Annotated in this window: 13 protein-coding genes (1 of these 13 cut by a window edge); 1 reads left to right on the top strand and 12 read right to left on the bottom strand. The window is 71.1% G+C overall.

Annotation, left to right across the window (positions count from 1 at the left end; translation table 11 throughout):
• From D7Y11_RS15820 to D7Y11_RS15870, 12 genes are all read right to left on the bottom strand, one after another.
• Nucleotides 1-11,602, bottom strand: partial view of a non-ribosomal peptide synthetase gene (locus D7Y11_RS15820; RefSeq protein WP_126934119.1) — the 5' portion only. It extends 17,624 nt beyond the left edge of the window; only the first 11,602 of its 29,226 coding nucleotides appear in the window; it begins with the start codon at nt 11,600-11,602; its stop codon lies beyond the left edge, outside the window.
• Between the two features lie 317 nt (nt 11,603-11,919).
• Nucleotides 11,920-12,864 (bottom strand): 5'-nucleotidase, encoded by a 945-nt coding sequence (locus tag D7Y11_RS15825; protein WP_199753738.1) that lies wholly within the window; start codon nt 12,862-12,864, stop codon nt 11,920-11,922.
• Between the two features lie 66 nt (nt 12,865-12,930).
• Nucleotides 12,931-13,065 carry a hypothetical protein gene (locus tag D7Y11_RS44970; RefSeq protein ID WP_255424564.1) on the bottom strand — a complete coding sequence of 45 codons (135 nt, stop codon included), beginning with the start codon at nt 13,063-13,065 and terminating at the stop codon, nt 12,931-12,933.
• A complete protein-coding gene (locus D7Y11_RS15830) occupies nt 13,065-13,940 on the bottom strand; it encodes a tetratricopeptide repeat protein (RefSeq protein ID WP_120576043.1) in 876 nt (291 codons plus the stop codon). The genes D7Y11_RS44970 and D7Y11_RS15830 overlap by 1 nt, the downstream gene beginning before the upstream one ends.
• A gap of 75 nt (nt 13,941-14,015) precedes the next feature.
• Entirely contained in the window at nt 14,016-15,269 is a 1,254-nt protein-coding gene (locus D7Y11_RS15835; RefSeq protein WP_120576042.1) for a protein-glutamate O-methyltransferase CheR, read from the bottom strand.
• An 11-nt stretch (nt 15,270-15,280) separates the two neighbouring features.
• The gene (gene cheB / locus D7Y11_RS15840; protein WP_120576041.1) at nt 15,281-16,339 is read right to left on the bottom strand and encodes a chemotaxis-specific protein-glutamate methyltransferase CheB; all 1,059 of its coding nucleotides are present in this window, start codon (nt 16,337-16,339) and stop codon (nt 15,281-15,283) included.
• A 110-nt stretch (nt 16,340-16,449) separates the two neighbouring features.
• Entirely contained in the window at nt 16,450-19,377 is a 2,928-nt protein-coding gene (locus D7Y11_RS15845) for a response regulator (RefSeq protein WP_120576040.1), read from the bottom strand.
• Nucleotides 19,374-21,257: a methyl-accepting chemotaxis protein gene (locus D7Y11_RS15850; protein ID WP_233596788.1), complete on the bottom strand. Its 1,884-nt coding sequence runs from the start codon at nt 21,255-21,257 to the stop codon at nt 19,374-19,376. Before D7Y11_RS15850 ends, D7Y11_RS15845 begins: the two co-directional genes overlap by 4 nt.
• Nucleotides 21,187-23,031: a methyl-accepting chemotaxis protein gene (locus D7Y11_RS15855; protein WP_120576038.1), complete on the bottom strand. Its 1,845-nt coding sequence runs from the start codon at nt 23,029-23,031 to the stop codon at nt 21,187-21,189. The genes D7Y11_RS15850 and D7Y11_RS15855 overlap by 71 nt, the downstream gene beginning before the upstream one ends.
• Complete coding sequence (locus tag D7Y11_RS15860) at nt 23,028-23,396, bottom strand: protein CrdC (RefSeq protein WP_120576037.1); 369 nt, start codon at nt 23,394-23,396, stop codon at nt 23,028-23,030. Before D7Y11_RS15860 ends, D7Y11_RS15855 begins: the two co-directional genes overlap by 4 nt.
• A gap of 4 nt (nt 23,397-23,400) precedes the next feature.
• Nucleotides 23,401-23,835: a chemotaxis protein CheW gene (locus tag D7Y11_RS15865; protein ID WP_120576036.1), complete on the bottom strand. Its 435-nt coding sequence runs from the start codon at nt 23,833-23,835 to the stop codon at nt 23,401-23,403.
• A gap of 23 nt (nt 23,836-23,858) precedes the next feature.
• Nucleotides 23,859-24,608 carry an OmpA family protein gene (locus D7Y11_RS15870; RefSeq protein ID WP_120576045.1) on the bottom strand — a complete coding sequence of 250 codons (750 nt, stop codon included), beginning with the start codon at nt 24,606-24,608 and terminating at the stop codon, nt 23,859-23,861.
• Between the two features lie 176 nt (nt 24,609-24,784).
• On the opposite strand from D7Y11_RS15870, the gene D7Y11_RS15875 reads away from it, so the two are divergent.
• On the top strand, nt 24,785-25,991 hold a 1,207-nt coding region (locus D7Y11_RS15875; RefSeq protein WP_148139211.1), incomplete at its 3' end, for a sigma-54 dependent transcriptional regulator.

Raw genomic sequence — 25,991 nt, forward strand, 5'->3', positions numbered from 1 at the left:
CCGCCTTCGTCTCTTCTTCGGTGAACGTCTCCGTTGCCCACGACAGGAAGGCCACTGCGTTCCGGTGCGTTACCGCCACGCCCTTCGGACGGCCTGTGCTTCCCGACGTGTAGATGAGGTACGCCACGTTCTCCGGGCGCACCTCCGGCGTCGGCGGGCAGCAGGACTCTTCCGCCCACTCATCCTCACGGTCCAGGCACACCGCCTTCGCGCTGACGGCGGGCAGCGACTCCAAGAGGTGCGAGTGCGCCACCAAAGCCGGGCCCTGCGCGTCCTCCAGCAGCCAGCCCAGTCGCTCCTTCGGGTAGCTCGGATCCAGCGGCACGTAGGCGCCGCCCGCCTTGAGGATGCCCAGCGTTCCCACCACCACGTCGGCGGTACGCTCCACGCACAGGCCTACGCGGGACTCGGGGCCCACGCCCAGCTTGCGCAAACGGTGCGCCAACTGGTTCGCCTTCGCCTCCAGTTCCCGGTACGTCAGCCGCTGCTTGCCGCTCACCACGGCTACAGCATTCGGGGTGCGCTTCGCTTGCGCCTCGAAGAGCTGGGGAATCGTCGCGTCGCGCGCGTACTCCGCCTGCTGCTGATTCCACGTCACCAGCACCTGCTGGCGCTCCGCCTCCGTCAGCATGGGCAGCCGGCCCACTGCCTCCTCCGGCTTCGCCACCACGCCTTCCAGCAGCACCCGCAGGTGCTCCACCATCCGGCGCACCGTCGCTGCTTCGAACAGGTCGGTGCTGTATTCCACCGCTCCGCTCAAGCCCTGCGGCGTCTCCGTGAAGAAGATGCTCACATCGAACTTCGACGTACGAAGCTCCAGCTCCAAGGGATTCATCGTCAGCCCGGGCAGCCGTGCCTCTCCCTCGGGCGTGTTCTGCAACGCGAGCAGTGACTGAAACAGCGGAGTGTGACTCAGGCTGCGCTCGGGCTGCAGCGCTTCCACCAGCTTCTCGAACGGCACGTCCTGGTGCTCGTACGCCTCCAGCACCGTGCCTTTCACCTGCGTCAGCAACTCACGGAAGGACTTCTCACTGTCGACCTGCGCGCGCAGCACCAGCGTGTTGACGAAGAAGCCAATGAGCCCTTCCAGCTCCGCTCTCGTCCGGCCCGCGATGGGCGAACCCACGCTGATGTCCGTCTGTCCGCTGTAGCGCGACAGCAGCATCTGCCACGCCGCCAGCAGCACCATGTACAGCGATGCACCCTCGCGCTGCGCCAGCGCCTTCAGTCCCTGCTCCAGCGATGACGGCAGAACGAATGAATGGATCGCACCCGCGTTGCCTCGCACCGCGGGGCGCGGATGGTCCGTGGGCAATTCCAGGACGGGCGGCGTCCCGGCGAGCTTCCCCCTCCAGAAGTCCACCTCCTTCTGGAGCGTCTCGCCCTGCAGCCAGCCACGCTGCCACACCGCATAGCCCGCGTACTGCAACGACAGCTCCGGCAGCGGCGACGGACGCCCTTCCGTGAAGGCCGCGTACAACGCGCCCACTTCGCGGATCAGCACGCCGAGCGACCAGCCGTCCGACACGATGTGGTGCATCGTGATGAACAGCACGTGCTCGGTGGCTCCCAGCTTCAGCAGGCTCGCCCGGATGAGCGGCCCCCTGTACAGGTCGAAGGGCTCCGCCAGCTCTGCTCCGAGCCGGCGCCGGACTTCCGCCTCCCGCTGCTCGCCGTCCAACGCCCCCAGGTCAATCTGCACCATGGAGAGGCGGACTTCGTCGGCATGGATGCGCTGGACGGGCTGCCCCTCGTGCAGCTCGAACGTCGTGCGGAGGGATTCGTGGCGCCGGACGATTTCACGCAGGGCCCAGTCCAGGGCTCCCACGTCCAGCTCGCCTTCCAGGCGCACCGCGACGGGCACGTTGTAGAGCGCCGAGCCCGGCTCCAACTGGTCGATGAACCACAGGCGCTGCTGCGCGAACGACAGCGGCGACGGCCCAGCGTTCGCGATCGACTCCAGCGCCACGGGCAGCGGACGCTCGGCCGTCTCCAGCCGTCGGGCCAGGGCTTCAAACGTCGGAGCCTCGAACAGAGTCCGCAGTGGCAGCTCCGCGCCCAGCTCCTTCCGGATCCGCGACACCACCTGGGTCGCCAGCAGCGAGTGCCCGCCCAGCGCGAAGAAGTTGTCCCTCACCCCGACCCGCGGGACGCGCAGCACTTCCGCCCAGATGGCCGCCAGCTTCTGCTCCGACTCCGTGCGAGGCGCTTCGTACTCGTGCTGCGAAGCAGTCGCTTCGATTTCAGGTAGCGCCTTGCGGTCCACCTTGCCGTTGGCCGTGAGCGGCAGCGCTTCCAACACGCCCATCGCCGACGGCACCATGTACTCCGGCAACCGCTGCCGCAGGCCCGCGTCCACTGCCTTCGGATCGATGTTCTGTCCCGGCTTCGCCACGAGCCACGCGACGAGCCGCTTGTCTCCGCCGACGTCGCGCACCACCGCCGCGGCTTCCGCCACGTCCGGATGCTGGAGCAGGGCCGCTTCCACTTCGCCCAGCTCGATTCGGAAGCCTCGCACCTTCACCTGGAAGTCGGTGCGCCCCAGGAACTCCAGCGTCCCGTCTTCCTTCCAGCGCGCCTTGTCTCCCGTGCGGTACAGCCGCGCGCCGGGTTCCGTGCTGAACGCGTTCGGAACGAAGCGCTCCGCCGTCAGGTCCGTACGGTTCAGGTAGCCCCACGCCAGGCCTTCGCCGCCGACGTACAGCTCTCCCGGCACGCCCACTCCGGCCACGCCGCCGTACCCGTCCAGCACGTACGCCGTCGAGTTTCCAATCGGCTTGCCGATGGGCACTGAAGCGGTGACGGCCGAGTCACGCGTGAGCGCGTGCGTCGCGGAGAACGTCGTGTTCTCCGTCGGACCGTATCCGTTCACCAGCACCGCGCCTTCCGGCAAGTGCTTCAAGTGCTCGCGCACTCGCTGGGCTGGCAACACGTCGCCGCCCGCGAGGACCTGCGACACTTCCGCCAGCGCATCCACCTGATGCAGCGCCATCTGTTCGTACAGCGCGGCGGTCAGCCACAGCGTGCTGATGCGCTCCTTGCGCAGCAGCGCGCCCAGCTCCTCCAGCGTCTGCGCGTGCGGCGGCGCCAGCACCAGCTTCGCCCCGTGCAGCAGCGCGCCCCAGAGTTCCAGCGTCGACGCGTCAAAGGCCACCGGCGCCAGTTGCAGCCCGACCTCCCCCGGCCCGAAGCGCAGGAAGTCGTTGCCCACCACCAGCCGCGTGATGCCCCGGTGCGGCACGCTCACGCCCTTCGGCCGGCCGGTGCTTCCCGACGTGAACATCACGTACGCCAGGTCGTCCGCGCTCACTTCTTCCTGCGGCGCCGAGGTCGGCAGGTGCGCGATCTCGCTCCATGCAGTGTCCAGAAGCAGCGGCGTTCCCGCGCTCGCCGGCAGCTTCTCCACCAGCGACCGCTGCGTCAGCGTCACGCCCACGCCCGCATCCCCCAGCAGCAGCGCGATGCGCTCCGCCGGGTAGTTGCGGTCCACCGGGACGTATACGCCCCCGGCCTTCAGGATGGCCAGCAGCCCCGCCACCATCTCCAGCGAGCGCTCCACGTACACGCCCACCCGCGTGCCGCGCTTCACTCCCTGGCTCCGCAGGTGGTGCGCCAGCTGGTTCGCCTTCGCGTCCAGCTCGCCGTAAGTCAGCGTGCCGCCCCCTTCCGCGAGCTTCAGCGCCACCGCGTCCGGCGTCTGCTTCGCCTGTGCCTCGAAGCGGGCGTGCACCGACATGTCACGGGAGGACTGCGTGGCCGTCGGGTTCCACGTCAGCAGCACCTGCTGGCGCTCCGCCTCCGTCAGCATGGGCAGCCGGCCCACTGCCTCCTCCGGCTTCGCCACCACGCCTTCCAGCAGCACCCGCAGGTGCTCCACCATCCGGCGCACCGTCGCTGCTTCGAACAACTCGGTGCTGTACTCCACCGCTCCACTCAAGCCCTGCGGCGTCTCCGTGAAGAAGATGCTCACGTCGAACTTCGACGTGCGGATCTCCAGCTCCAGCGGCTTCATCGTCAGCCCGGGCAGGCGCGCCTCTCCCTCGGGCGTGTTCTGCAACGCGAGCAGTGACTGAAACAGCGGCGTGTGACTCAGGCTGCGCTCGGGCTGCAGCGCCTCCACCAGCTTCTCGAACGGCACGTCCTGGTGCTCGTAGGCCTCCAGCACCGTGCCCCGCACCTGCGTCAGCAGCTCACGGAACGACTTCTCACCGTCCACCTGCGCATGCAGCACCAGCGTGTTGACGAAGAAGCCGATGAGCCCTTCCAGCTCCGCTCTCGTCCGCCCTGCGATGGGCGAACCCACGCTGATGTCCGCCTGTCCGCTGTAGCGCGACAGCAGCGCCTGCCACGCCGCCAGCAGCACCATGTACAGCGATGCGCCCTCGCGCTGCGCCAGCGCCTTCAGTCCCTGCTCCAGCGACGACGGCAGCACGAAGGAATGAACCGCTCCCGCGTTGCCTCGCACCGCGGGACGCGGATGGTCCGTGGGCAACTCCAGGACTGGCGGCATCCCGGCGAGCTTCCCCCTCCAGAAGTCCACCTCCTTCTGGAGCGTCTCTCCCTGCAACCAACCGCGCTGCCACGCCGCGTAGCCCGCGTACTGCAACGACAGCTCTGGCAGGGGCGACGGACGCCCTTCCGTGAAGGCCGCGTACAACGCCCCCACTTCACGGATCAGCACTCCCAGCGACCAGCCATCCGACACGATGTGGTGCATCGTGATGAACAGCACGTGCTCGGTGACGCCCAGCTTCAGCAGGCTCGCCCGGATGAGCGGCCCCCTGTACAGGTCGAAGGGCTCCGCCAACTCCACTCCGAGCCGGCGCCGGACCTCCGCCTCCCGCTGCTCGCTGTCGATTCCCTCCAGGTCGACGTCCGCTACCGGCAGGCGCGCGTGGGGATGGATGCGCTGCACGGGCTGGCCCTCGTGCAGCTCGAACGTCGTGCGGAGGGACTCGTGGCGCCGGACGATTTCGTCCAGGGCTCGCACGAGCGCACCCCGCTTCAAGGTGCCCCGCAGCCGGACCGCGACGGGCACGTTGTAGATCGCGCTTCCCGGTTCCATCTGGTCGATGAACCACAGGCGCTGCTGCGCGAACGACAGCGGCGGCGCTTCATCACTCGCGGCGGACTTCAGCGCCGTGGACTGGTGACTCGCGGCCGTTCCCAGCCGCTCGGCCAGGACTTCGAGCACGGGGGCCTCGAAGAGGACGCGCAACGAGATCTCCACTCCGAACTCCGAGCGGATCCGTGACACCACCTGCGTCGCCAGCAGCGAGTGGCCACCGAGCGAGAAGAAGTTGTCCCTCAGCCCCACCCAGGGCACCCGCAGGACCTCCGCCCAGATGGCCGCCAGCTTCTTCTCCACCTCCGTGCGGGGCGCTTCGAAGGCGGTGCCTGCCTCCTGCGCTTCCAGCGCCATGAGCGCCTTGCGGTCCACCTTGCCGTTGGCCGTGAGCGGCAGCGCTTCCAACACGCCCATCGCCGACGGCACCATGTACTCCGGCAACCGCTGCCGCAGCTCCGCTTCCACTGCCTTCGGATCGATGTTCTGTCCCGGCTTCGCCACGAGCCACGCGACGAGCCGCTTGTCTCCGCCGACGTCGCGCACCACCGCCGCGGCTTCCGCCACGCCCGGATGCTGGAGGAGGGCCGCTTCCACCTCGCCCAACTCGATTCGGAAGCCTCGCACCTTCACCTGGAAGTCGGTGCGCCCCAGGAACTCCAGCGTCCCGTCTTCCTTCCAGCGCGCCTTGTCTCCCGTCCGGTACAGCCGCGCGCCGGGCTCCGTGCTGAACGCGTTCGGAACGAAGCGCTCCGCCGTCAGGTCTGTACGGTTCAGGTAGCCCCACGCCAGACCTTCGCCACCCACGAACAGCTCACCCGGTACGCCTACTCCGGCCACGTCACCGTGCGGATCCAGCACGTACGCCGTCGAGTTTCCAATCGGCTTGCCGATGGGCACCGAAGCGGTGAGTTCCGTGTCGCGTGTGAGAGCGTGCGTCGCGGAGAACGTCGTGTTCTCCGTCGGGCCGTACCCGTTCACCAGCATCGCGCCTTGTGGCAGGCGCTTCAGGTGCTCGCGCACTCGCTGGGCCGGCAGCACGTCGCCGCCCGCCAGCACTCGCGAGACCTCGGCCAGAGCGTCCACCTGGTGCAGCGCCATCTGCTCGTACAGCGCGGCGGTCAGCCACAACGTGCTGATGCGCTCCTTGCGCAGCAGCGCGCTCAACTCCTCCAGTGCCAACGCGTGTGGCGGCGCCAGCACCAACTTCGCCCCGTGCAGCAGCGCGCCCCAGAGTTCCAGCGTCGAGGCGTCGAAGGCCACCGGCGCCAGCTGCAGCCAGACCTCCTCCGGTCCGAAGCGCAGGAAGTCGTTGCCCACCACCAGCCGCGTGATGCCCCGGTGCGGCACGCTCACGCCCTTTGGGCGGCCCGTGCTTCCCGACGTGAACATCACGTACGCCAGGTCTTCGGCGCTGACCTCCACCCGCGGCGCCGTCTCCGGATGCCGGGCCGCTTCGGCCCATACCGTGTCCAGCAGCAGCGGCGTGCCCGCGCTCGCTGGCAGCTTCTCCACCAGCGACCGCTGCGTCAGCGTCACGCCCACGCCCGCATCCCCCAGCAGCAGCGCGATGCGCTCCGCCGGGTAGTTGCGGTCCACCGGCACGTACGCGCCTCCCGCCTTCAGGATGGCCAGCAGCCCCGCCACCATCTCCAGAGAGCGCTCCACGTACACGCCCACCCGCGTGCCACGCTTCACGCCCTGGCTCCGCAGGTGATGCGCCAGCTGGTTCGCCTTCGCGTCCAGCTCGGCGTACGTCAACGTCCGCCCGTCATGCACCTGGATCGCTACCGCGTCCGGCGTCTTCCGGGCCTGTTCGGAGAACAGCGCGTGCACCGGCGTGGTGCCCACGGCCTCCGCCGCCATGCGGTTGCCACCGTCGAGGATCCGCTGCCGCTCTTCCGCGTCCACCATCGGCAGCCGGGACACAGCGGCCTCCGGACGCGCCATCGCAGCATCCAGCAGCACCCTCAGGTGCTCCACCATCCGGCGCACCGTCGCGGCGTCGTACAGCTCGGTGCTGTATTCGACCGAGCCCCTCAGCCCTTCGCCCTCTTCCACGAAGAAGACGCTCAGGTCGAACTTCGACGTGTGGCTCTCCATCATCAGCGGCTTGAGCGCCATGCCCGGCAGCCCCAGGTCGCCCTGCGGCACGTTCTGGAGCGCCAGCAGCGTCTGGAACAGCGGCGTGTGGCTCAGGCTGCGCTCCGGATGCAGCGCTTCCACCAGCTTCTCGAAGGGCACGTCCTGGTGCTCGTAGGCCTCCAGCACCGTGCCTCGCACCTGCTTCAGCAACTCACGGAAGGACGTCTCCCCATCCACCCGCGCGCGCATCACCAGCGTGTTGACGAAGAAGCCGATGAGCCCTTCCAGCTCCGCTCTCGTCCGGCCCGCGATGGGCGAACCCACGCTGATGTCCGTCTGTCCGCTGTAGCGCGACAGCAGCACCTGCCAGCCCGCCAGCAGCACCATGTACAGCGATGCACTCTCGCGCTGCGCCAGCGCCCGCAGGCGCTGTGTCAGCGAAGGGGGCCACTGGAAGAAGTGCATCGTGCCCGCGTTGCCCCGCACCGCCGGACGCGGACGGTCCGTGGGCAACTCCAGCGCGGCGGGTGCTCCCGCGAGCCGGCCCTTCCAGAAGGACACCTCGCGTTCGAGCACGTCTCCCTGAAGCCAGCCGCGCTGCCACGCCGCGTAGTCCGCGTACTGGAGCGGCACCTCCGGCAGCGAGGAGGGCTGGCCCTGCACGAACGCCGCGTACAGCGCGCCAATCTCCCGCACGAGCACGCCCAACGACCAACCATCCGAGATGGCGTGATGCATCGTGAGCGCGAGCAGGTGGTCGCGCTCCTCCAGCCGCACCAACTGTGCTCGGACCAGCGGCCCCCGCGACAGGTCGAAGGACCGCAGCCCCTGCGCCATCACCCGGCGGCGGGCCTCCTGCTCCCGCTCGCCCGCTTCGACGCCGCGCAGGTCCTCCACCTCCAGCGGCATCGCCGAGGGCGGATGCACCACCTGAACCGGCGTGCCTTCGTGCGACGTGAACGTCGTGCGGAGCGCTTCGTGACGGAGCACCAGTGCATCCAGCGCGCTCTGGAGCACCGCGACGTCCAGCGCGCCCTCCAGTCGGACCGCCAGCGGAACGTTGTAGACCGGGCTGCCCGGCTCCAGCTGGTCGATGAACCACAGGCGCTGCTGCGCGAACGACAACGGCAGGGGCTGCTCGCGCGAGACAGGCACCAGCGGCGGAGCGACGGAGCGGGTAGCACGCTCCAGGCGGAGCGCCAGGGCCTCCAGGGTGGCGGACTCGAACAGCTCCCTCAGCGGCAGCTCCACGCCGAATCCGGCGCGGATCCGCGAGGCCACCTGCGTCGCCAGCAGCGAGTGACCGCCCAGCTCGAAGAAGTTGTCCGTTACGCCCACCTGGGGCACTCGCAACACCTGCGCCCAGATGGCCGCCAGCTTCGCTTCGGTCTCCGTGCGGGGCGCCTCGAAGACCTTCTCCGAGCGCGTGGCTTCCGGCTCCGGCAGCGCCTTGCGATCCACCTTGCCGTTCGCGCTGAGAGGCAGCGCGTCCAGCGACATCAGGGCCGTGGGCACCATGTATTCCGGCAGCCGCTGCCGCAGGTGCGCCTTGAGCTCCGCCGCGTCGAGCGTCCGCTCCGGCTTCGCGACCGCGTACCCCACCAACTGCTTGTCCGCGCCCTGCCCCCGCGCCACCACCGAGGCCTCCGCCACGTCCGGATGCTGGAGGAGCGCGGCTTCGATTTCACCCAGCTCGATGCGGAAGCCACGCACCTTCACCTGGAAGTCGGTGCGCCCCAGGAACTCCAGCGTGCCGTCCTCCCTCCACCGGGCCTTGTCGCCCGTGCGGTACAGGCGCGCGCCAGCCTCCGTGCTGAAGGGATGAGGGACGAAGCGTTCGGCCGTCAGGTCCGCGCGGTTGAGGTAGCCCCACGCGAGGCCTTCGCCGCCCACGTGCAGCTCACCCGGGACGCCCACGCCCGCCACGTCTCCGTGCGCGTCCAGCACGTACGTCGTCGAGTTTCCAATCGGCTTGCCGATGGACACCGCCCCATCGAGCACCGTCCGACCCGTCATCGTGTGCGTGGTGGAGAACGTGGTGTTCTCCGTGGGGCCGTACGCATTCACCAGCACCGCGCCTTCCGGCAGCCGCGCCAGGTGCTCCCTTGCGCGCGGGAGCGGCATCACGTCACCGCCCGTCAGCACCTGCGACACGCCCGCCAGCGCGTCGCCCTGGTGAAGCGCCATCTGCTCGTACAGCGCCGTCGTCAGCCACAGGACGCTGACGCGCTCCTGCGTCACCAGCGCGCCCAGCTCCTCCAACGTCAACGCGTGCGGCGGCGCCAGCACCAGCTTCGCCCCGTGCAGCAGCGCGCCCCACAGCTCCAGCGTCGACGCGTCGAAGGCCACCGGCCCCGTCTGCGACCAGATGGCATCCGGCCCGAAGCGCATGAAGTCGTTGCCCAGCACCAGGCGGGTGATGCCCCGGTGGGGAACGCATACGCCCTTCGGACGGCCCGTGCTGCCCGACGTGAAGATGATGTACGCGAGGTCCTCGCCGCCCATCTCCACGTCCGGTGCCATCTCCGGTTCACGGCGGATGGACTCCCACGCCGCGTCCACGCAGAGCGGCGTGCCCGCTCTGGCCGGCAGCTTCTCCACCAGCGCCTGCTGCGTCAGCGTCACTTCGACGCCCGCGTCCTCCAGTAGCAGCGCGATGCGGTCCGCCGGGTAGTTGCGGTCCACCGGCACGTACGCGCCGCCCGCCTTCAGGATGCCGAGCAGCCCGACCACCATCTCCCACGAGCGCTCCACGTACACGCCCACCCGCGTGCCACGCTTCACTCCGAGCCCGCGCAGGTGGTGCGCCAGCTGGTTCGCCTTCGCGTCCAGTTCGCCGTACGTCAGCGTCCGGCCATCCACGCCCTGCACCACCGCCACCCGGTCCGGCGACTTGCGCGCCTGCTCCGCGAAGAGCGCGTGCACCGGCCGCTCCCGCGGATAGGCCGCCTGCGTCCGGTTCCAGTCCACGGCCAGCACGTGACGCTCGGCGGCCTTCACCATGGGCAGCCGGGCCACGGGCATCGCCGGGTGGGCCACGGCGGACTCCAGCAGGCCGCGCAGGTGCTCCACCATCCGCGCGACGGTGGCGGCGTGGAAGAGGTCGGTGTCGTACTCCACGTAGCCGCTCAGGTTCCCTTCCGCCTCCGTGAGCTGGAGGAGCAGGTCGAACTTGGCGGTCTGGGTGTCCACCTCCATCGCGTTCAGCTTCAGGCCCTGCACGGCGACCGGGCCTCGCGGCGCGTTCTGCAGCGCGAACATCGCCTGGAAAAACGGCGTGCGCCCCGAGTCACGCTCCGGCTGCAGCGCCTCCACCAGCTTCTCGAAGGGCACGTCCTGGTGGTCCGTCGCGCCCACCATCGTCTCGCGCAGCTGGCGCACCAGCCCCTGGAACGACAGCTCTGGCGTGAGGCGCGCGCGCAGCACCAGCGTGTTGACGAACATGCCGATGAGGCCTTCGAGCTCCGAGCGGGTCCGGCCCGCCATGGGAGAGCCCACGCTCACGTCGTCCTGCCCGGAGTAGCGCGACAGCAGCGACTGCCACCCGGCCAGGAGCACCATGAACAGCGTCGCGCCCTCCCGCTGCGCCAGCGCCCGGAGCGAGTCCGTCAACTCACGCGGCCACTGGATGGGCGTGCGCGCGCCCCGGAAGCCACGCGTCGCGGGCCGTGGCTTGTCCGTCGTCAGCTCCAGCGCGGGCGGTGCGCCCGACAACTGCTCACGCCAGTACGCCAGCTGCCGCTCCAACGCCGCGCCCTGCAACGTCTCCCGCTGCCAGGCCGCGTAGTCCGCGTACTGCACGGCCAGCTCCGGCAACGGCGACGGCTGGCCCTGCAGGAACATGGCGTACAGCACCGCCACCTCGCGCACGAGCACGCCCAGCGACCACCCGTCCGACACGATGTGGTGCATCGCCACCAGCATCAGGTGGTCCGCGTCCCCCAGCTTCACCAGCAGCGCGCGCATCAGCGGCCCCGTGGCGAGGTCGAACGGGCGCAGCGCCCCTTCCCGCACCCGGCGCCAGGCTTCGGCCTCGCGCGCTTCCGCCGAGAACGCGCTCACGTCCGTGCGCTCCAGCTCCAGCACGGGCGCATCCGCGAAGTGCTGCACCGGCCCGCTGTCTCCGCCCTGGAAGGTCGTGCGCAGCGACTCGTGACGCCGCACCACCTCGAGCAGCGAGCGCTCCAGCACGGGCACGTCCACCGCGCCCTCCAGCCGCACCGCCACGGGCACGTTGTAGAGCGGGCTTCCCGGCGCCAGCTGGTCCATGAACCACAGCCGCTGCTGCGCGAAGGACAGCTCCGCCGGCCGCGAGCGGTCCCTCAGCGGGAACGCCGCCCGCGCCGGAGTCCCCGCCGCCTGCTTCTGCGCGGCCATCTTCTTCAGCAGCTCCGCGCGCTTCTCCGGCGACAGATTCGCGATCCGCTTCGACAAATCACCGCTGCTGCTCATCGAAATGACTCCGAACTCTGGACGCGACACGGCCCGGAGGGACGCCCGGAAATCTGGACGCGGGGCCCTCGGGTCAGTGCCGGCAAATGTCGATCACGCGCGGCCTGCCACTCGTCGTGCGAGCAGCGTGGGGGAGGCCAGAAACCTGTTGATCACATTATTCGGTCGAAGAGTGACCTGCCACGCGTTCCACGCCCCCGGGCCCGCCTGCTCTCCAGCAGGGCTGGAACGGGCGTGACACATCCCGCGACAGGGGATGAAACAGGTGTTTCCGCCCCCGTCCCAGGATGGACGGGGTTGGCCGCGAGCGAGGAAGCTCAGTGACCCGCGGAGCCGGGCGGCTCGACGCGCTCCACCTGCTTCTGCACGGCGGCATCCGACGCCACGTCCGCACCCAGCTGCAGGTATGTCAGCAAGTACGTGCGCCCCGTCGCCGGGCCCTGCGCCGCCGCCGTGCGGGCCAGGGCGTCACGACGTGCTTCGAAGGAGGTCAGCGTCTCCTGGAGCGAGCGGCGCGCGTCCTCGTTCTTCTCCGCCTTCAGGCGCTCCTGCACCCGCGCGATGTTCGCCTCCACCATGCGCTGGCTCTCCCGGGCGCGGTTCGCCTCGGACAGGTCCGCGAAGGGACCGGTGCCCTCCACGGACAGCTCCAGCTTCGCGACCTGGCGGCCCCGCTCTCCGGGCGGCACCAGCGTGGACACGCCCTGGCGCTGCGCCATGCCCACGCCCCGGCCGTCGTGCGACTGCACCACGAAGTCCACGCCCTCGGCGCCCTGGGCCAGCTTCACGGCCTCCACGTAGGGCACCGCCGCGAGCAACACCACCAGCGACACCTGCTCCTTCTGGCGCAGGCGCTTCACCTCGGCGGTCACCGCCGGGCCCACCGGCAGGCCCCGGACACCCTCGGGCAGGAAGGCCGTGCCCTCGGAGCCGCCGGCCGGAGCCTTGGGGTCCGCGGACGCCGGGGACACGCCGATGATGCCCACCTTCAGCCCGCCCACCGTCGTCACCACCGACGCGGGGAAGAGCGGCTGCCCCTTCGCATCCACGAGGTTCGCGGACACGAGCTTCAGCTTCGCGCCCTTCGTCTTCTTCTTCAGGAAGTCCACGCCCAGCACGAGGTCGCGCTGGCCCACGGCCATGGCCGCGTAGCCCTGCGCGTCCAACTGCTCCAGGAGCAGCTCCGCGCGAAGCTTCGCCTCCTGGCCATCCGCCAGGGTCTTGAAGAGCGCGTTGCCCGCGTCCAGTGCGAGCACCGGCACGCCCTTCGCGCGCTCCTCGTTCAGGACCGTCTTTCGTCTGGCCAGACCGCCAGACGGGTTGTGTCGTCAACCACAGGGGGCGATTTCGCCCCCGTTGTCTCCGGTGAAGAGCAGCACGAGCTTCTTCGGCGCGGCCCCCGCCACCAGCGGCAGGAACAACAGGAGCGCCAGGGCTGCGAGCCGGGGAGCGCGGGGGCTCATCACTTCTTAGCCTTCTTGGGCGCGGGGGCAGGCGCGGGCGCGGGCTTCTTGTCCAGCTCCGCCAGCTTCGTCTTCGCCGTCTTGGCCGCGTCCGACTTGGGGTAGCTCTTCACCAGCTCCTCCAGCGCCAGCTTCGACTCCTCCTTCATCTTCAGCTTCAGGAAGCAGTCGGAGGAGCGCAGGTACGCGTCCGGCGCGGACGGCGTCTTCGTGTGGTCCTGCACCACCTTGCCGTACTCGAAGAGGGCCTCGCGGCACTTGGACTCGGTGAAGTACGTCTCACCCAGGCCGAAGTGGGCCTCGCCCACGAGCGCGTCCTTGGGCCACTTCTTCACGAACTCGTTGTAGAGCTGGCGCGCGATCAACGTGTCGCCGGCCTTCGCCTTGTCCTGCGCGAGCGCGATGAAGTCCTTCGCGGTCGTGGGGCGCTGGAGCTCCTCGGCCTTCCTCTTGGCCTCGGCCTCCTTCACCGCCTCCGTGCCCTGGAGCGCCAGCAGCCGCTGGTTGGTCTCCTCCGTGCTCTTGCCGAGCGCGGCCTCCAGCTCACCAATCTTGTAGAGGTACGTCTCCACCTGGCCGCGCAGCTGCGCCAGGTCCTCCACCGTCTTCTGGAACTGCACGCCGATGTCCGCGTCCTTGCGGCGCGCGGCGGTGTCCAGGCTCTGCAGGGCCTGCGTCACCTGGGCGATCTTCTCGTCGAGCTTCGGCTGGGTGACGGCGAGCTGGTCGCGCGCCTCCTTCAGCTCCGTGGCCAGCTTGGCGTTGTCCGCGCCCAGCCGGTCCACCTTGGCTTCCAGGGCACGGCCGCGGTCGGCGGGGTAGAAACAGCCGGGAACGGCGGCGGTCAACAAGGCGAAGAGCACGAGCCTGCGCATGGGCCGCGCATCCTAGGTCCAAAGTGCCCCGCGCGCCGCTTCTGTTTCCATCGCGCCTGGCCGCCCCCCTGCCCTTCAGCGCGCCCCTTCCGCCTCCAGCCGCTCCACCGCCCGGGCGCAGGCCACCCGGAGCCGGGGCAGGTTGAGGAAGAAGGGCACCGGCCGCGCCCGCCCGGACTCCACCGCCCGCAGGGCCCGGCGGTAGGCCTCCAGGGCGGCGCCGGGCTGGCCGCACTGCTCCAGCAGGAGACCCAGCAGGTAGCGGGCGGCGACGTGGTCCGGATCCAGGTCCAGGCACCGGCGCAGGTCGCGCTCGGACTTCTCGTCCGGGACGCCCGTGGAGGCCCCGTCCAGCACGCACGAGAAGAGCCAGTCCGCCTGGGCCATCGCGGCTTCGTCCGGAACCGAGGGCGGAACCGGGGGCGGAACCGCCGGAGCTTCCGGCTTCGGCGCGGCGGGCCCGGTGGCGATGCTCGGGAACCGGCCGGATTCCCGCTTGGGCCGGACAGGCTCCGCGGGCGCGGCGTCCTCGCGCACGTAGAAGAACGCGTGCTCACTGGGCAACAGCCGCAACTCCGGGGGCACCTGGAGCAGCGGCTCCGCGGCGGACAGCACCAGCACTCCGCCGGGCGCGAGCCGCTCGCTCAGGCTCCGCACCGTGCGCTGGAAGGCCTCCGGGGTGAAGTAGATGAGGACGTTGCGGCAGAAGATGATGTCGAACCCGCCGCCCCCGGGGGCCTCCGGATACGGGGCTTCCATCAGGTTGTGGCGCCGGAACTCCGCCTGCGTGCGCAGCGACGCCACCAGCGAGTGGCGCCGGCCCTTCGGCTCGAAGTAGCGGGAGCGCGAGGCTTCCGGCACGCGCCGGAGCGCATCCGCGAGGAAGCTCAATTCGCGCGCCCGGGTCAGCACCTGTTCGGAGATGTCCGTGCCCAGCACGCGGCTGGAGGGATCCGCGCCCTCCTGCGCCATCAGGAGGAGCAGCGTGGCGACCTCCTCGCCCGCCGCGCAGCCCGCGCTCCACACGTGCAGCGGCGTCTTGGAGCGCTGCACCCGGGGCGACAGCACGTGCTCGCGGAAGGCGGACAGCTGCACCTCGTCCCGGAACACCTCCGACGTGTGCACCGCCACCGCGTCCACCAACCGCGCCAGGTCCGCCGCTCCCGTGGGCGTGCGCAGGTGCGCCACCAGCCGCGTCGCGCTCTGCCCGTGTCCCAGGGCGTCCAGCCGCGCGTCCAGCCGCCGCTGCTGGGCCCCGCTCAGCGCCATGCCCGTGTGGGCCTGGAGCCAGGCGTGGACGGGAGTCCAGCGCTCGGGAGAGGACGTCATGGCGCGCGAGGTCAGCGGCTTGCGGCCAGCGACTCTCCGCGCGCCAGGCGCGCCAGGGTGGCCGCGACGTCATCGCCGTGGATGAGGTGGTCCACCGCCTTGCGCTCCACCGCCGCGCCCGGCATGCCGAACACCACGCAGGACTCCTCGTTCTGCGCCAGCGCCAGCCCACCGCCCTGCTTGATGGCCAGGAGCCCGTCCGCCCCGTCCGCGCCCATGCCGGTGAGCACCACGCCCACCGCGCGCCGGGCGTAGACCTTGGCCACGCTCTCCAGCAGCACGGTGCCGCTGGGCATGTGCCCGTCGCGCTCCACGCCGGGCTTGAGCGCCACGCGGCCTCGCACGGGCACCACCATGTGCTGATCCGGCGGCGCCACCAGCACCAGCCCCGGCTGCAGCGTGTCCCCGTCCACCGCCAGCCGGACCTTGAGCTTGCTCGCGTTGGCGAGCCAGCTGGCCAGCGACTCCGAGAAGGCGGCGTTGATGTGCTGGACGATGACGATGGGCGCCGGGAAGTCCGCCGGCAGCTCCGACAGCATCCGGTAGAGCACCTGCGGGCCGCCCGTGCTGGCGGCCACCGCGACGATGCCCATGGAGGCCGCGGGCAGCACCGCGACCGGGGTGTGGGGCGTCCCCGGCGGGCCGCGCTTCTGGCCGCGCACATGGCGGATGACGCGCACGGAGGAGATGAGCTTCACCTCCTTGGTGAGGTTCCACGCCTCCGGCCCCGCGTCGATGGAGGGCTTGATCTGCAGCGCCAGCGCGCCCAGCTCCAGCGCGCGGTACGTCAGCGCGGGGGCCTGCGAGCGCGGATCGCCCGTCAGCACCAGGATGGGCGTGGGGCACTCGGCCATGATGTGCTCCACGGCCGTGAGCCCGTCCATGACGGGCATGTCCACGTCCATGGTGATGACGTGGGGGCGCAGCTCCTTCGTGAGGGCAACGGCCTCCTGGCCGTTCGCGGCGGTGCCGACGACCAGGATGTCCGGGTCGTCGCTCAACGCCGCGCTGATGAGCTGACGGCAGATGACCGAGTCATCCACCACCAGCACCGTCACTTTCTTGCCCATGTCCGTTCAATACCCCGTACGCGCCGCGGGAGTATAGCAATGCGATGGGCCCCCAGGCGTCTCCCGGCGGCTCTCCGGCGGCGCCGAGCCTCTCGGAGCCTTCGGGGACTTCAGGCCAGGAGCCGCCCCACGACGTCCACCAGGTCCTGGCGGACGAGGTCGCCCTTGGTGATGTAGCCGTCCGCCCCGGCCGCCAACCCACGCGCCCGGTCCGCCTCCCCTCCCCGGGTGGTGAGGATGACGACGGGCAGCCCGCGCCGGGCCGGGTCCGCCTTCAGGCGCCGGGTGAGCTCCACGCCGTCCATCTCCGGCATCTCCAGGTCGGTGACGACCAGCTCCACCGGAGGCCCCTCCTGCCCCAGCTGCTCCAGCGCCGAGGGCCCGTCCGCTGCCCGGAGGGTGTCGTACCCCACCGCCTCCAGCAGGTTGGCCACCAGTTCCCGGGTGAGGGGCGAGTCGTCCACCACCAGGATGCGGCGGCGGCGAGGCGCGGGCGCGCGCACCGGGGGCCGGGCGAGCTTCAGGGGCGCGGTGCCATGCACGGCCGCCGCCAGCGCGGCCGCGGACAGCACCATGGCCAGCCGCCCGTCCGCGAGCGACGTGGCCCCGGTGAGGTGCGGGTAGCGCGCGAGGATGCCCTTCAAGGGGAGGATGGCCTGGACGCGCTCCTCCAGCACCCGGTCCACCGCCAGTGCGGCCTCCATGCCCTGGCCCTTCACCACCAGCACCAGCTCTCCCTCCCGGGCCGGGCGCTCGGTGGCCAGCCCCAGGAGCGACGCCAGCGAGGCGAAGGGCAGCACGCGTCCCTCCATCCGGAGGATGGGCCGGCCGGCGACCTCTCCCACCTCGGAGGCGTCCACCTTGAGGGCGCGGGAGACGTGGACGGCGCTCAGGGCGAGCGTCTCGTCGAAGACCTGGACGAAGAGCAGGGGCGCCACGGTGAGGGACACCGGGACGCGCAGGGTGAAGATGGTGCCCCAGCCGGGCGCGGACTCCACGCCCACGTCGCCGCCCAGGGCCTGGAGGGACGTACGCACGGCATCCAGCCCCACGCCCCGACCTGACAGGTCGGTGACCACCTCGCGCGAGGTGAAGCCGGGCAGGAAGACGAGCTCGCGCGCGGCGGCGTCGGAGAGGGCGTTGGCGGCGGGCTCGTCCAGCACGCCCCGGCGCACGGCCACGCGCCGCAGGAGCGCTGGATCCATGCCCGCGCCGTCGTCCTCCACGCGCAGGATGATGCGGCTGCCCTCGCGGGCGGCGCGCAGGGTGAGGCAGCCCCGGGGGTGCTTGCCGGAGGCGACGCGGTCCACGCGCGTCTCCAGGCCGTGGTCCAGCGCGTTGCGGACCAGGTGCATGAGCGGTTCGCGCAGGGCCTCCACGACGGAGCGGTCCGCGCGGGTGTCCTCGCCGTCCACGACGAGCTCCACCTCCTTGCCCAGCTCCCGCGCCAGGTCGCGGACCATGCGGGGATAGGGTTCGAAGAGGACGGAGAGGGGCAGCATGCGCAGGCCCTGGATCTCCTCCGACACCTGATCCAGGTCGCGCAGCTCCGCGTTGGCGAGCAGCTTGGCCTCGCGATGCAGGGTGGCGGCCAGCTCCTTGGCGCGGCCCAGGCGTTCCGCGAGCGCGATGCCCGCGGGACCCAGGTCCTCCGCGGACCGGGCCAGCTCGCTCAATTCGCGCACAAGCTCCAGGCGGCGAGCGGTGGCCAGTTCGCGGCGGCGGGCCACCTGGCCCAGGTTGGTGACCGCGCTGGTGAGCATGTCCAGGCTGGCCACGCCGATGCGCACGGCCGTGTCCATGCGGACGTCGCCGGTGCGCACCGTGGCGGTTCCGTGCTTCGACGCGGCGGGCGGGCGCGAGCGGGCGGTGTCGACCATCCGCGTGCCGGGCGACACGGCTGGATTCGAGGACGTGCCCGTCGCGGGGCCGACGAGGTGCGCGCTCCCTGAACCGCCGGCGGCGCCACCCAGGTGCGCCCCCGTGCTTCCAAGAGCGGGCGACACGAGGTGTGCGCTCCCCGGGCTTCCCGTCACTGGGGCCACGAGGAGTGCGCTCCCCGGGCTTCCCGTCACCGGAGCCACGAGGTGTGCGCTCCCCGGGCTTCCCGTCACCGGAGCCACGAGGTGTGCGCTCCCCGGGCTTGCCGTCACCGGGGCCACGAGGTGTGCGCTCCCCGGGCTTCCCGTCACCGGAGCCACGAGGTGTGCGCTCCCCGGGCTTCCCGTCACCGGAGCCACGAGGTGCGAATGGCCCGAGCCTCCCGGATGGAGACCGTGCGAGCCCGGTGCGGCGCCCGCGCTCTGGCCAGGTCCTGGACTTCCGTGCGCAGCGCCCGGTGCCGCTCCGTGACCTGGATGGACGAGGTGCGAGCCTGGGGATGCGCCAGCAGCAGCGCTCCCGAGCGCGGTGCCCGGTGCGCCCCCTGCGGCGGACGACGCCCCGTGCGTACCCGCCGGACTCCCGGAGGCTTCTGTCCGGAGGGCCGTGGCGAGGAACTGCGATGCGGCGGCGCCCACCGGTGCGTCCGGGCGTGACGCGGGCGTTCCCCAGTGCGAGGGCACGACCACGGCCCCGGACGGCTCCCGGCGGTCCGCCACGATGAGGTGCGACGCGCCCTCTGACTTCGAAGCCCGGCCACCCTCTGCCGGACGCGCGGACTCCACGATGACCCGCTGCTGCAGCGTCGCCACCAGCGTCTCCACCGCCAGCAGCGGCTCTCCCGCCTGGAGCGCCCCCGACAGCGCGAGCACCGTGTCCGCCGTGGCGAGCAGCGCGTCGGTGGACTCCGACGACAGCCGGTAGCGCTGCGGCTCCGCGCACCGGACCAACTCCTCCATCTCATGCGCGAGCGTGTTGATTTCGCCGAAGCCCATCATCCGGGCCTCGCCCTTGAGCCCGTGCAGTTCGCGCAGCACCCGCTGCCCGGCCTCCAGGTTGCCCCCGGACTCCAGCTCCATCAGGGAGCGGTTGATGCGCTCCAGGCGGACCGTGACCAGGTCGCGGAACTGCTTGAGGAGCCGTTCGCTGGGGTTCACCCGCCGCCCCCCTTGCGCAGGGTCGCCTGGTGGATCTGGAAGCGCTCCACCACGCCGCGCAGGTCCTGCGCCAGCCCCAGGAGGTCCCCGTTCGCCGCGCCCACCTGCTTCGTCGCGTTGAGGCTCTGCTGCGTGATGCGCAGGATGTCCGCCATCGTCTCCGCGAGCTGATCCGTGCCCGCCTGCTGCTGCTGCGTGGACCGGGAGATGATCCGCACCGAGTCCGACGTCCGCCCCGCCAGGTCGACAATCTGCCGAAGCGACTCGGACACCTGCTCCGCCAGCCCCGTCCCCGTCTCCACCGCGCGCACGCCGCCGCCCGTGACCGTCACCGCGGCGGCGGAGGCCTCGCGAACCTCCTCGATGAGTCCTTCAATCTCCTTCGTGGACTCCAGCACGTTCTCCGCCAGCCGGCGCATCTCCGCCGCCACCAGCGAGAAGCCCCGCCCCACCTCGCCCGCCTTGGTGCCCTCCAGCTCCGCGTTGAGCGCCAGCAGGTCCGACTTGTCCGCGACGCCGTTGATGAACTCGACGATCTTCCCGATCTGCTGCACGCGCTTGTCCAGCCGCCCCACCGCCGAGCCGATGGCGTGGTTGTCCTGGCGCATGCGCGACATGGCCCCCAGGAAGGACTCCGCGCTGCGCTGCCCGCCCTGGGCCGCCGCCAGCGTGCGCTGGGCGATCTCCGCCACCGAGCTCGCGTTGTCCGCGATCTGCTTCGCCGAGCGCGCCAGTTCCTCCGTGGTGGCGCTCGTCTCGTCCAGGCTGCTGGCCTGCTCCGCGGCGCCGGCCTCGTAGCGCCCGGAGGTGCTGAGAATCTCCTCCGTGGTGGCCGAAATCTGCGAGCCCGCGCGCTGAAGCTCCGCGAGCACGTCCGCCAGGTGCGTGCGCATCGTGGTGAAGGCCGCGGACACCGCCCACACCTCGTCCTCCGCGGGCACCAGCCGGGGACTGGCCAGGTCGCCCGCGGCGATGCGGCGCGCCTCGCCGGACAGCTCCCGCATGGGCCGCCCCAGCAGCGTTCCGCCCAGGTACGCCGTGGCCAGCGCCAGGCCGAACACCACCGCGCACAGGAGCGCGCTGGACGTGAACGCGTCCACCAGCACGCCCTGCGCGGCCGGGCTGCCCCCGTCCACCAGCCGGTTGAAGAGCCGGTCCGTCAGCGCCGTGACGACCTGCGCGCACATCACCGCGGGCGTCACCACGCAGATGGCGGTGAAGGCCACCAGCCGCGCGCGGATGCGCGAGCGCCGGGGCAGCGCGGCGATGACCTGCGCGTGCGTCAGCCCCTGCTCCGCCACCCACAGCACACCGCGCCGCGCCCTCAACGTGACGAGCCCATACACGAGCAGCGACGAGAGCGGGCCGAACAGCGCACCCAGCCCCGCGACCCGCAGGGTCACGTGCCCAGGCAGGTCCATGGCCGACCAGAGCGCCATCGCCACAACGCCGTTGGTCAGCGCCCACAACCCCAGCGAGCGGAAGAACGCCTCGCCCGGCGCGCGCGCCACCTCGCCCACCGCCGTCGCCAGGTGCTCCGGCGTGGGCGGCAGCACTCCGCGCTCCAGGGCCCGCAGCCGGGGGAAGCGGCGCAGGGACACGCCCACGCCCAGGAGCATGTGCAGCGCGCTCACGCCCACCACCAGGACGACGAGCGACCCCAGCTTCTGGGACAGCGGACTGCCCACCACGAGCGACGCGAAGTGCAGCCCCAGCGTGGAGCCGACCAGGTTCGCCAGCGGCACGGGGAACATCAGCTGCTGACTGAAGGCGGCCCGCCGGGAGTCCGAGCGCGAGGAGTGGTCCATGTCACCCACCTCCCGTCGCGACAGGAGCCCCGCCGGAAGCTCCGGTGGATTCGCCGCCAGTCGGCTCGACATGGAAGCGCCGCACCACGTGCTGGAGGTCCGCCGCCAGGGCGGACAGGTCCGCGTTGGCCGCAACCATCTGCTTGGTGGCCGCGGCGTTCTGCTCGGTGACGCGGAGGATGTCCCCCATGGCCGCCGCGAGCTGATCCGTGCCCGTCTGCTGCTGCAGCGTCGCCAGCGAGATGCTGCGCACCGCGTGCGACGTCTGCCGCGCCAGCTCCAGGATGAGGCTCAGGCTGTCGTCCACCTGCGCCGCCAGCAGCGTGCCCAGCTCCGTCGTCTTCAGCCCCGCCTCCGTGGCCATCACCGCGCCGTTCGTCGCGTCGCGGATCTCCCCGATGAGGCCTTCAATCTCCTTCGTGGAGCGGATGACGTTCTCCGCCAGCCGGCGCATCTCCGCCGCCACCAGCGAGAAGCCCCGCCCCACCTCGCCCGCCTTGGTGCCCTCCAGCTCCGCGTTGAGCGCCAGCAGGTCCGACTTGTCGGCGATCTCGTTGATGAACTCCACCACCTTGCCAATCTGCTGCACGCGCTTGTTGAGGCGAACGACCGCCTCCGCGATGGCCTCGTTGTCCTCCTTCATGCGCTGCATGGCGCCCAGGAAGGCGGTGGCGCCGCGCTGGCCGGACTGCGCCGCGCCGAAGGTCGTCTCCGCGATGGTGGACACGGACTCCGCGTTGTCGGCGATCTGCTGCGCGGACCGGGCCAGCTCCTCCGTGGTGGCGCTGGTGGCGTTGAGCGCCCCGGCCTGCTCGTCCGCGCCCACCTCCTGCTCCGTGCTGGTGGCCACCAGTTGCTCGGTGGTGGAGGAGATTTGAATGCCCGCCCGCTTGAGCTGCGACAGGGCCTGCACCAGCTGCACCTGCATCTGGGTGAAGGCCGCGGAGGTGGCCCACACCTCGTCCTCCGCGTGGATGACGCGCGGGGGCCGCACCTCGCCGCGCGCGATGCGCGTCGCGTCCTCGGTGATGGCGCGCAGGGGCTCCGACAGCGCCGTGCCCGCGAGCGCCGCGGTGCCCAGGATGAGCAGCGTGACGATCCCCGCGATGAGCCCCAGGGGCGGCCCGCCTCCTTCGCGCGCCCGCGCCATCACCTCCATGCGCGCCTCCGGCGTGGTGGCCTGGGTCCACGCGTCCACCACCGTCACCGTGCGCGTGAAGGCCACGTCCAGGATGAAGAGCGACGGGCTCAGGACCGCGATGGCGGTGAAGACCACCAGCCTGCGGCGGATGTGCATGCGCCGGGGCGGCAGCGCGGCCAGCACCTCCAGCGGCGCCAGCCCCAGCGACACCAGCCGGTCCAACGTGGCCCGCGCGCGGCGCACCACCATCAGGTAGGTGAGCATGGCGCTCAGGGGCCCGATGGACAGCCCCAGCACCATCACCCGCACGCCCTCCGTCCACGGCACGTCCGCCAGGGTGGGGAAGGCCAGGGCCACCGTCAGCGTGCCGCCCAGCCAGCCCTGCATCACGAACCAGAAGCTGCGGCCGGGGATGGCCGCCACCTCCTGGACCGCCACCAGCAGGTGCTCGGACGTGGCGGGCAGCCGGCCCTCGCCCAGCGCGAAGAGCGTGCGCAGGGCCCGCGTGTCGCGCGCGTACCCCACGCTGATGAAGAGCACGAGCGCGCCCAACATCAGCCACGTCAGCGGCGTGCGCCCGGTCTCCGGCAGCGTGTGCGACAGGTGGATGTGGAGGAACGCGATGGCCACGCCCAGGCAGCTGCCCGGGATGCGGGGCCGCGTCGTCCAGCGGCCCAGGGCGCGCACTTCCAGCGGCGCCATCATGCGCCCTCCCCGTCCAGCCCGCGCAGGTAGCGTTGGAAGGCGTCCAGGCTCAACAGCGGCCAGAGCACCCCGCGCGTGATGACGAAGCCGCGCAGGCTGCCTCCGGAGGCCCCCGCCACCACCGGCGAGGGCGGCAGCACGGACAGCACCTCCGAGTCGATCTCCAGCCCGTCCACGCCCACCGTCCCTCCGGTGGCCGTCACCAGCACGCGCTGGGCGCCCCCGGCCCCCAGGAAGGCCCGGTGGGCGGACACGGTGCCCGCGTCCGGCGCGGCGATGGAGGCCACCTCGCCCGCCTCGAAGGCGATGCGGTGCGGCCCCACGTGGCACAGGAGCGTCCCCTCGACCCGGCCCGCGGGAAGCATGAGGCTAGCTGCCCTGGCTGAGATGGTCGAAGAGGCCTTCCGGGTCGATGACGGCCACGTCGCGCGAGCCGCTCTTCACGGGGCCGCGCAGGTGGACGTGCACGCCCGAGGGGCCCAGGGGCTCCAGCGGTCCCATCAGCGCGGACACGCCGGCGACGCTGCTGGCCGTGAGGGCGAGGGTGCCTCGGGACAGCCGCACCAGGACGGCGCGGCGGGACCCGGCGGTAACCCCGCCCACCAGCAGGCTCATGTCCACGACGGGGATGACTTCACCCCGATGCGCGAACACACCCAGAAGGTGGGGCGGGGAACCCGGTACCCGCGTCAGCTCGGGGAAGGTAACGACCTCCGCCGCGGCTTCCGCGGGCACCGCGTACCAACTGCTTCCACACGCGAAGACAAGGTAGGACTGACGCGCTTCAGACTCTAGGGCGGCCATGCGCGCCAGAGCCTACCCCAGAACTAGCGCTGGAACTCCACGCGGCGGTTCTCCGCCCAGCCTTCCTCGGTGGCCGCGCTGGACACCGGGCGGGTCTCACCATAGCCCACCGTGGAAAGCCGGTTGGACGGCACGCCCAGGTCGACCAGGTAGCGCTTCACGGCCGCGGCGCGGCGGTTGGACAGCTGGAGGTTGTACTCCTCCGTGCCGCGCTCGTCCGCGTGGCCGCCCAGGGTGATCTTGCCCTGGCTGGCCTTGATGCAGGCCGCCAGGTCGCCCAGGCGGGACTGCGCGCTGGAGTCCAGGGTGGACTCGTTGAAGCCGAAGCGCACCGCCGAGTAGTCGCAGCGCGAGGAGGCGTCCGCCGTCACGCACTTGCCGGACTGGCACTCCTGGCCCTCACCGCAGTCGGTGCTGGCGGTGCAGGTGTCGCGGGGCGCCTGGCAGCGGCCGGCCTGGCACTTGCCACCGTTGCACGCGGAGTCGTCCTTGCACTGGGCCTCGGCGCACTTGCCGGCCTCACAGATGCGGCCGGTGCCACAGGCCGCGTCCGTGGTGCACTCGGGCGGCTTGGGCGCGCACTTGTTGGCCTGGCAGGTGAAGCCTTCGCGGCAGTTCGCGTCCGTCGCGCACTCCTGGCACTGGCCCTGGACGCAGACCTCGCCCTTCTCCTGGCACTGCTCGTCGTTGTTGCACTTGGGGTAGGTGGGCGGGCACCCGGTCAGCACGGCCACGGCGAGGGCCAACCCGGCCCAAAGCGAAATCCGACGCATCATTCCTCCGACAGCAACCACGGGAAAAGAGAGGCCCACAGGGAGCGGGCCGATGCTGTCGCGTCTAGTCGCACCCACCGGGGAGAGTCAAAAGATTTGTCTTTTCCTTGCCCCTCCGGGCAACACGAGACCCTTGATGCCCCGATTATTTCCGTGAGAGTGTGAACGGTTTGCCCATGCCCGCTGCGGTCCTCATCGTTGACGACGAAAAGAACATCCTCCTCACCCTGAGCCAGTCGTTGCAGCTGGCCGGCTACCGCACGGAGCTGGCCAGCAGCGGGCAGGTGGCGCTGGACGTGGTGAGCGCGCGGCCGGTGGACGCCGTGTTGATGGACGTGAAGATGCCGGACATGGACGGCCTCACGGTGCTGGCGAAGCTCACGGCGCTCAAGCCGGACCTGCCCGTCATCATGATGTCCGGCCACGGCACCATCGACACGGCGGTGAAGGCGACGCAGCTGGGGGCGCGCGACTTCCTGGAGAAGCCGCTGGCGCGCGACAAGCTGCTGGTGGCGCTGCGCAACGCGCTCAAGCACCAGGCGGCGATGGAGGAGCTGGAGGAGCTGCGCGCGCAGCTGGGCCGCTTCGACATGGTGGGCGGCGGGCCCGCCATGCAGCGCATCTTCTCCCTCATCCAGCGCACGGCGCCCAGCGAGGGGCGCGTGCTGATCACCGGGGAGAACGGCACCGGCAAGGAGCTCATCGCGCGAGCGCTGCACCAGAACTCCCGGCGCAAGGGCGGGCCGTTCGTGAAGCTCAACTGCGCCGCGGTGCCGCACGACCTCATCGAGAGCGAGCTGTTCGGCCATGAGAAGGGCGCCTTCACCGGCGCGGTGAGCGTGCGGCGCGGCAAGTTCGAGCTGGCGCACGAGGGCACCCTCTTCCTGGACGAGATTGGCGACATGCCGGCCGCGATGCAGTCGAAGCTGCTGCGCGTGCTCCAGGAGGGAGAACTGGAGCGCGTGGGCGGCGCGGAGACGCTCAAGGTGGACGTGCGCGTCATCGCCGCGACGAACAAGAATCTGGAGAAGGAGATCGCCGCGGGGCGCTTCCGCGAGGACCTCTACTACCGGATCAACGTCGTGCAGATTCACTCGCCGCCGCTGCGTGAGCGCCGCGAGGACCTGCCGGACCTCATCGACACGTTCCTGCGCGAGGCTTGCGCGAAGAACGGGCGGCGGCCCCTGGCGCTGTCGCCGGACGCGCTCGCGGTGATGAGCGCGTATGACTACCCGGGCAACGTGCGCGAGCTGCGCAACCTGGTGGAGCGGCTGGCCATCCTCTGCGAGGGGCCGGTCGTCTCGCGCACGGACGCGCTGGAGCTCTTGCCCCGGGGCCGTCCCCTGCCCCCCATGCCCGAGCCCACCGTGGGCGGTGATGCGC

The sequence above is a fragment of the Corallococcus sp. AB018 genome, from assembly GCF_003986945.1.
Lineage (GTDB): Bacteria > Myxococcota > Myxococcia > Myxococcales > Myxococcaceae > Corallococcus > Corallococcus exiguus.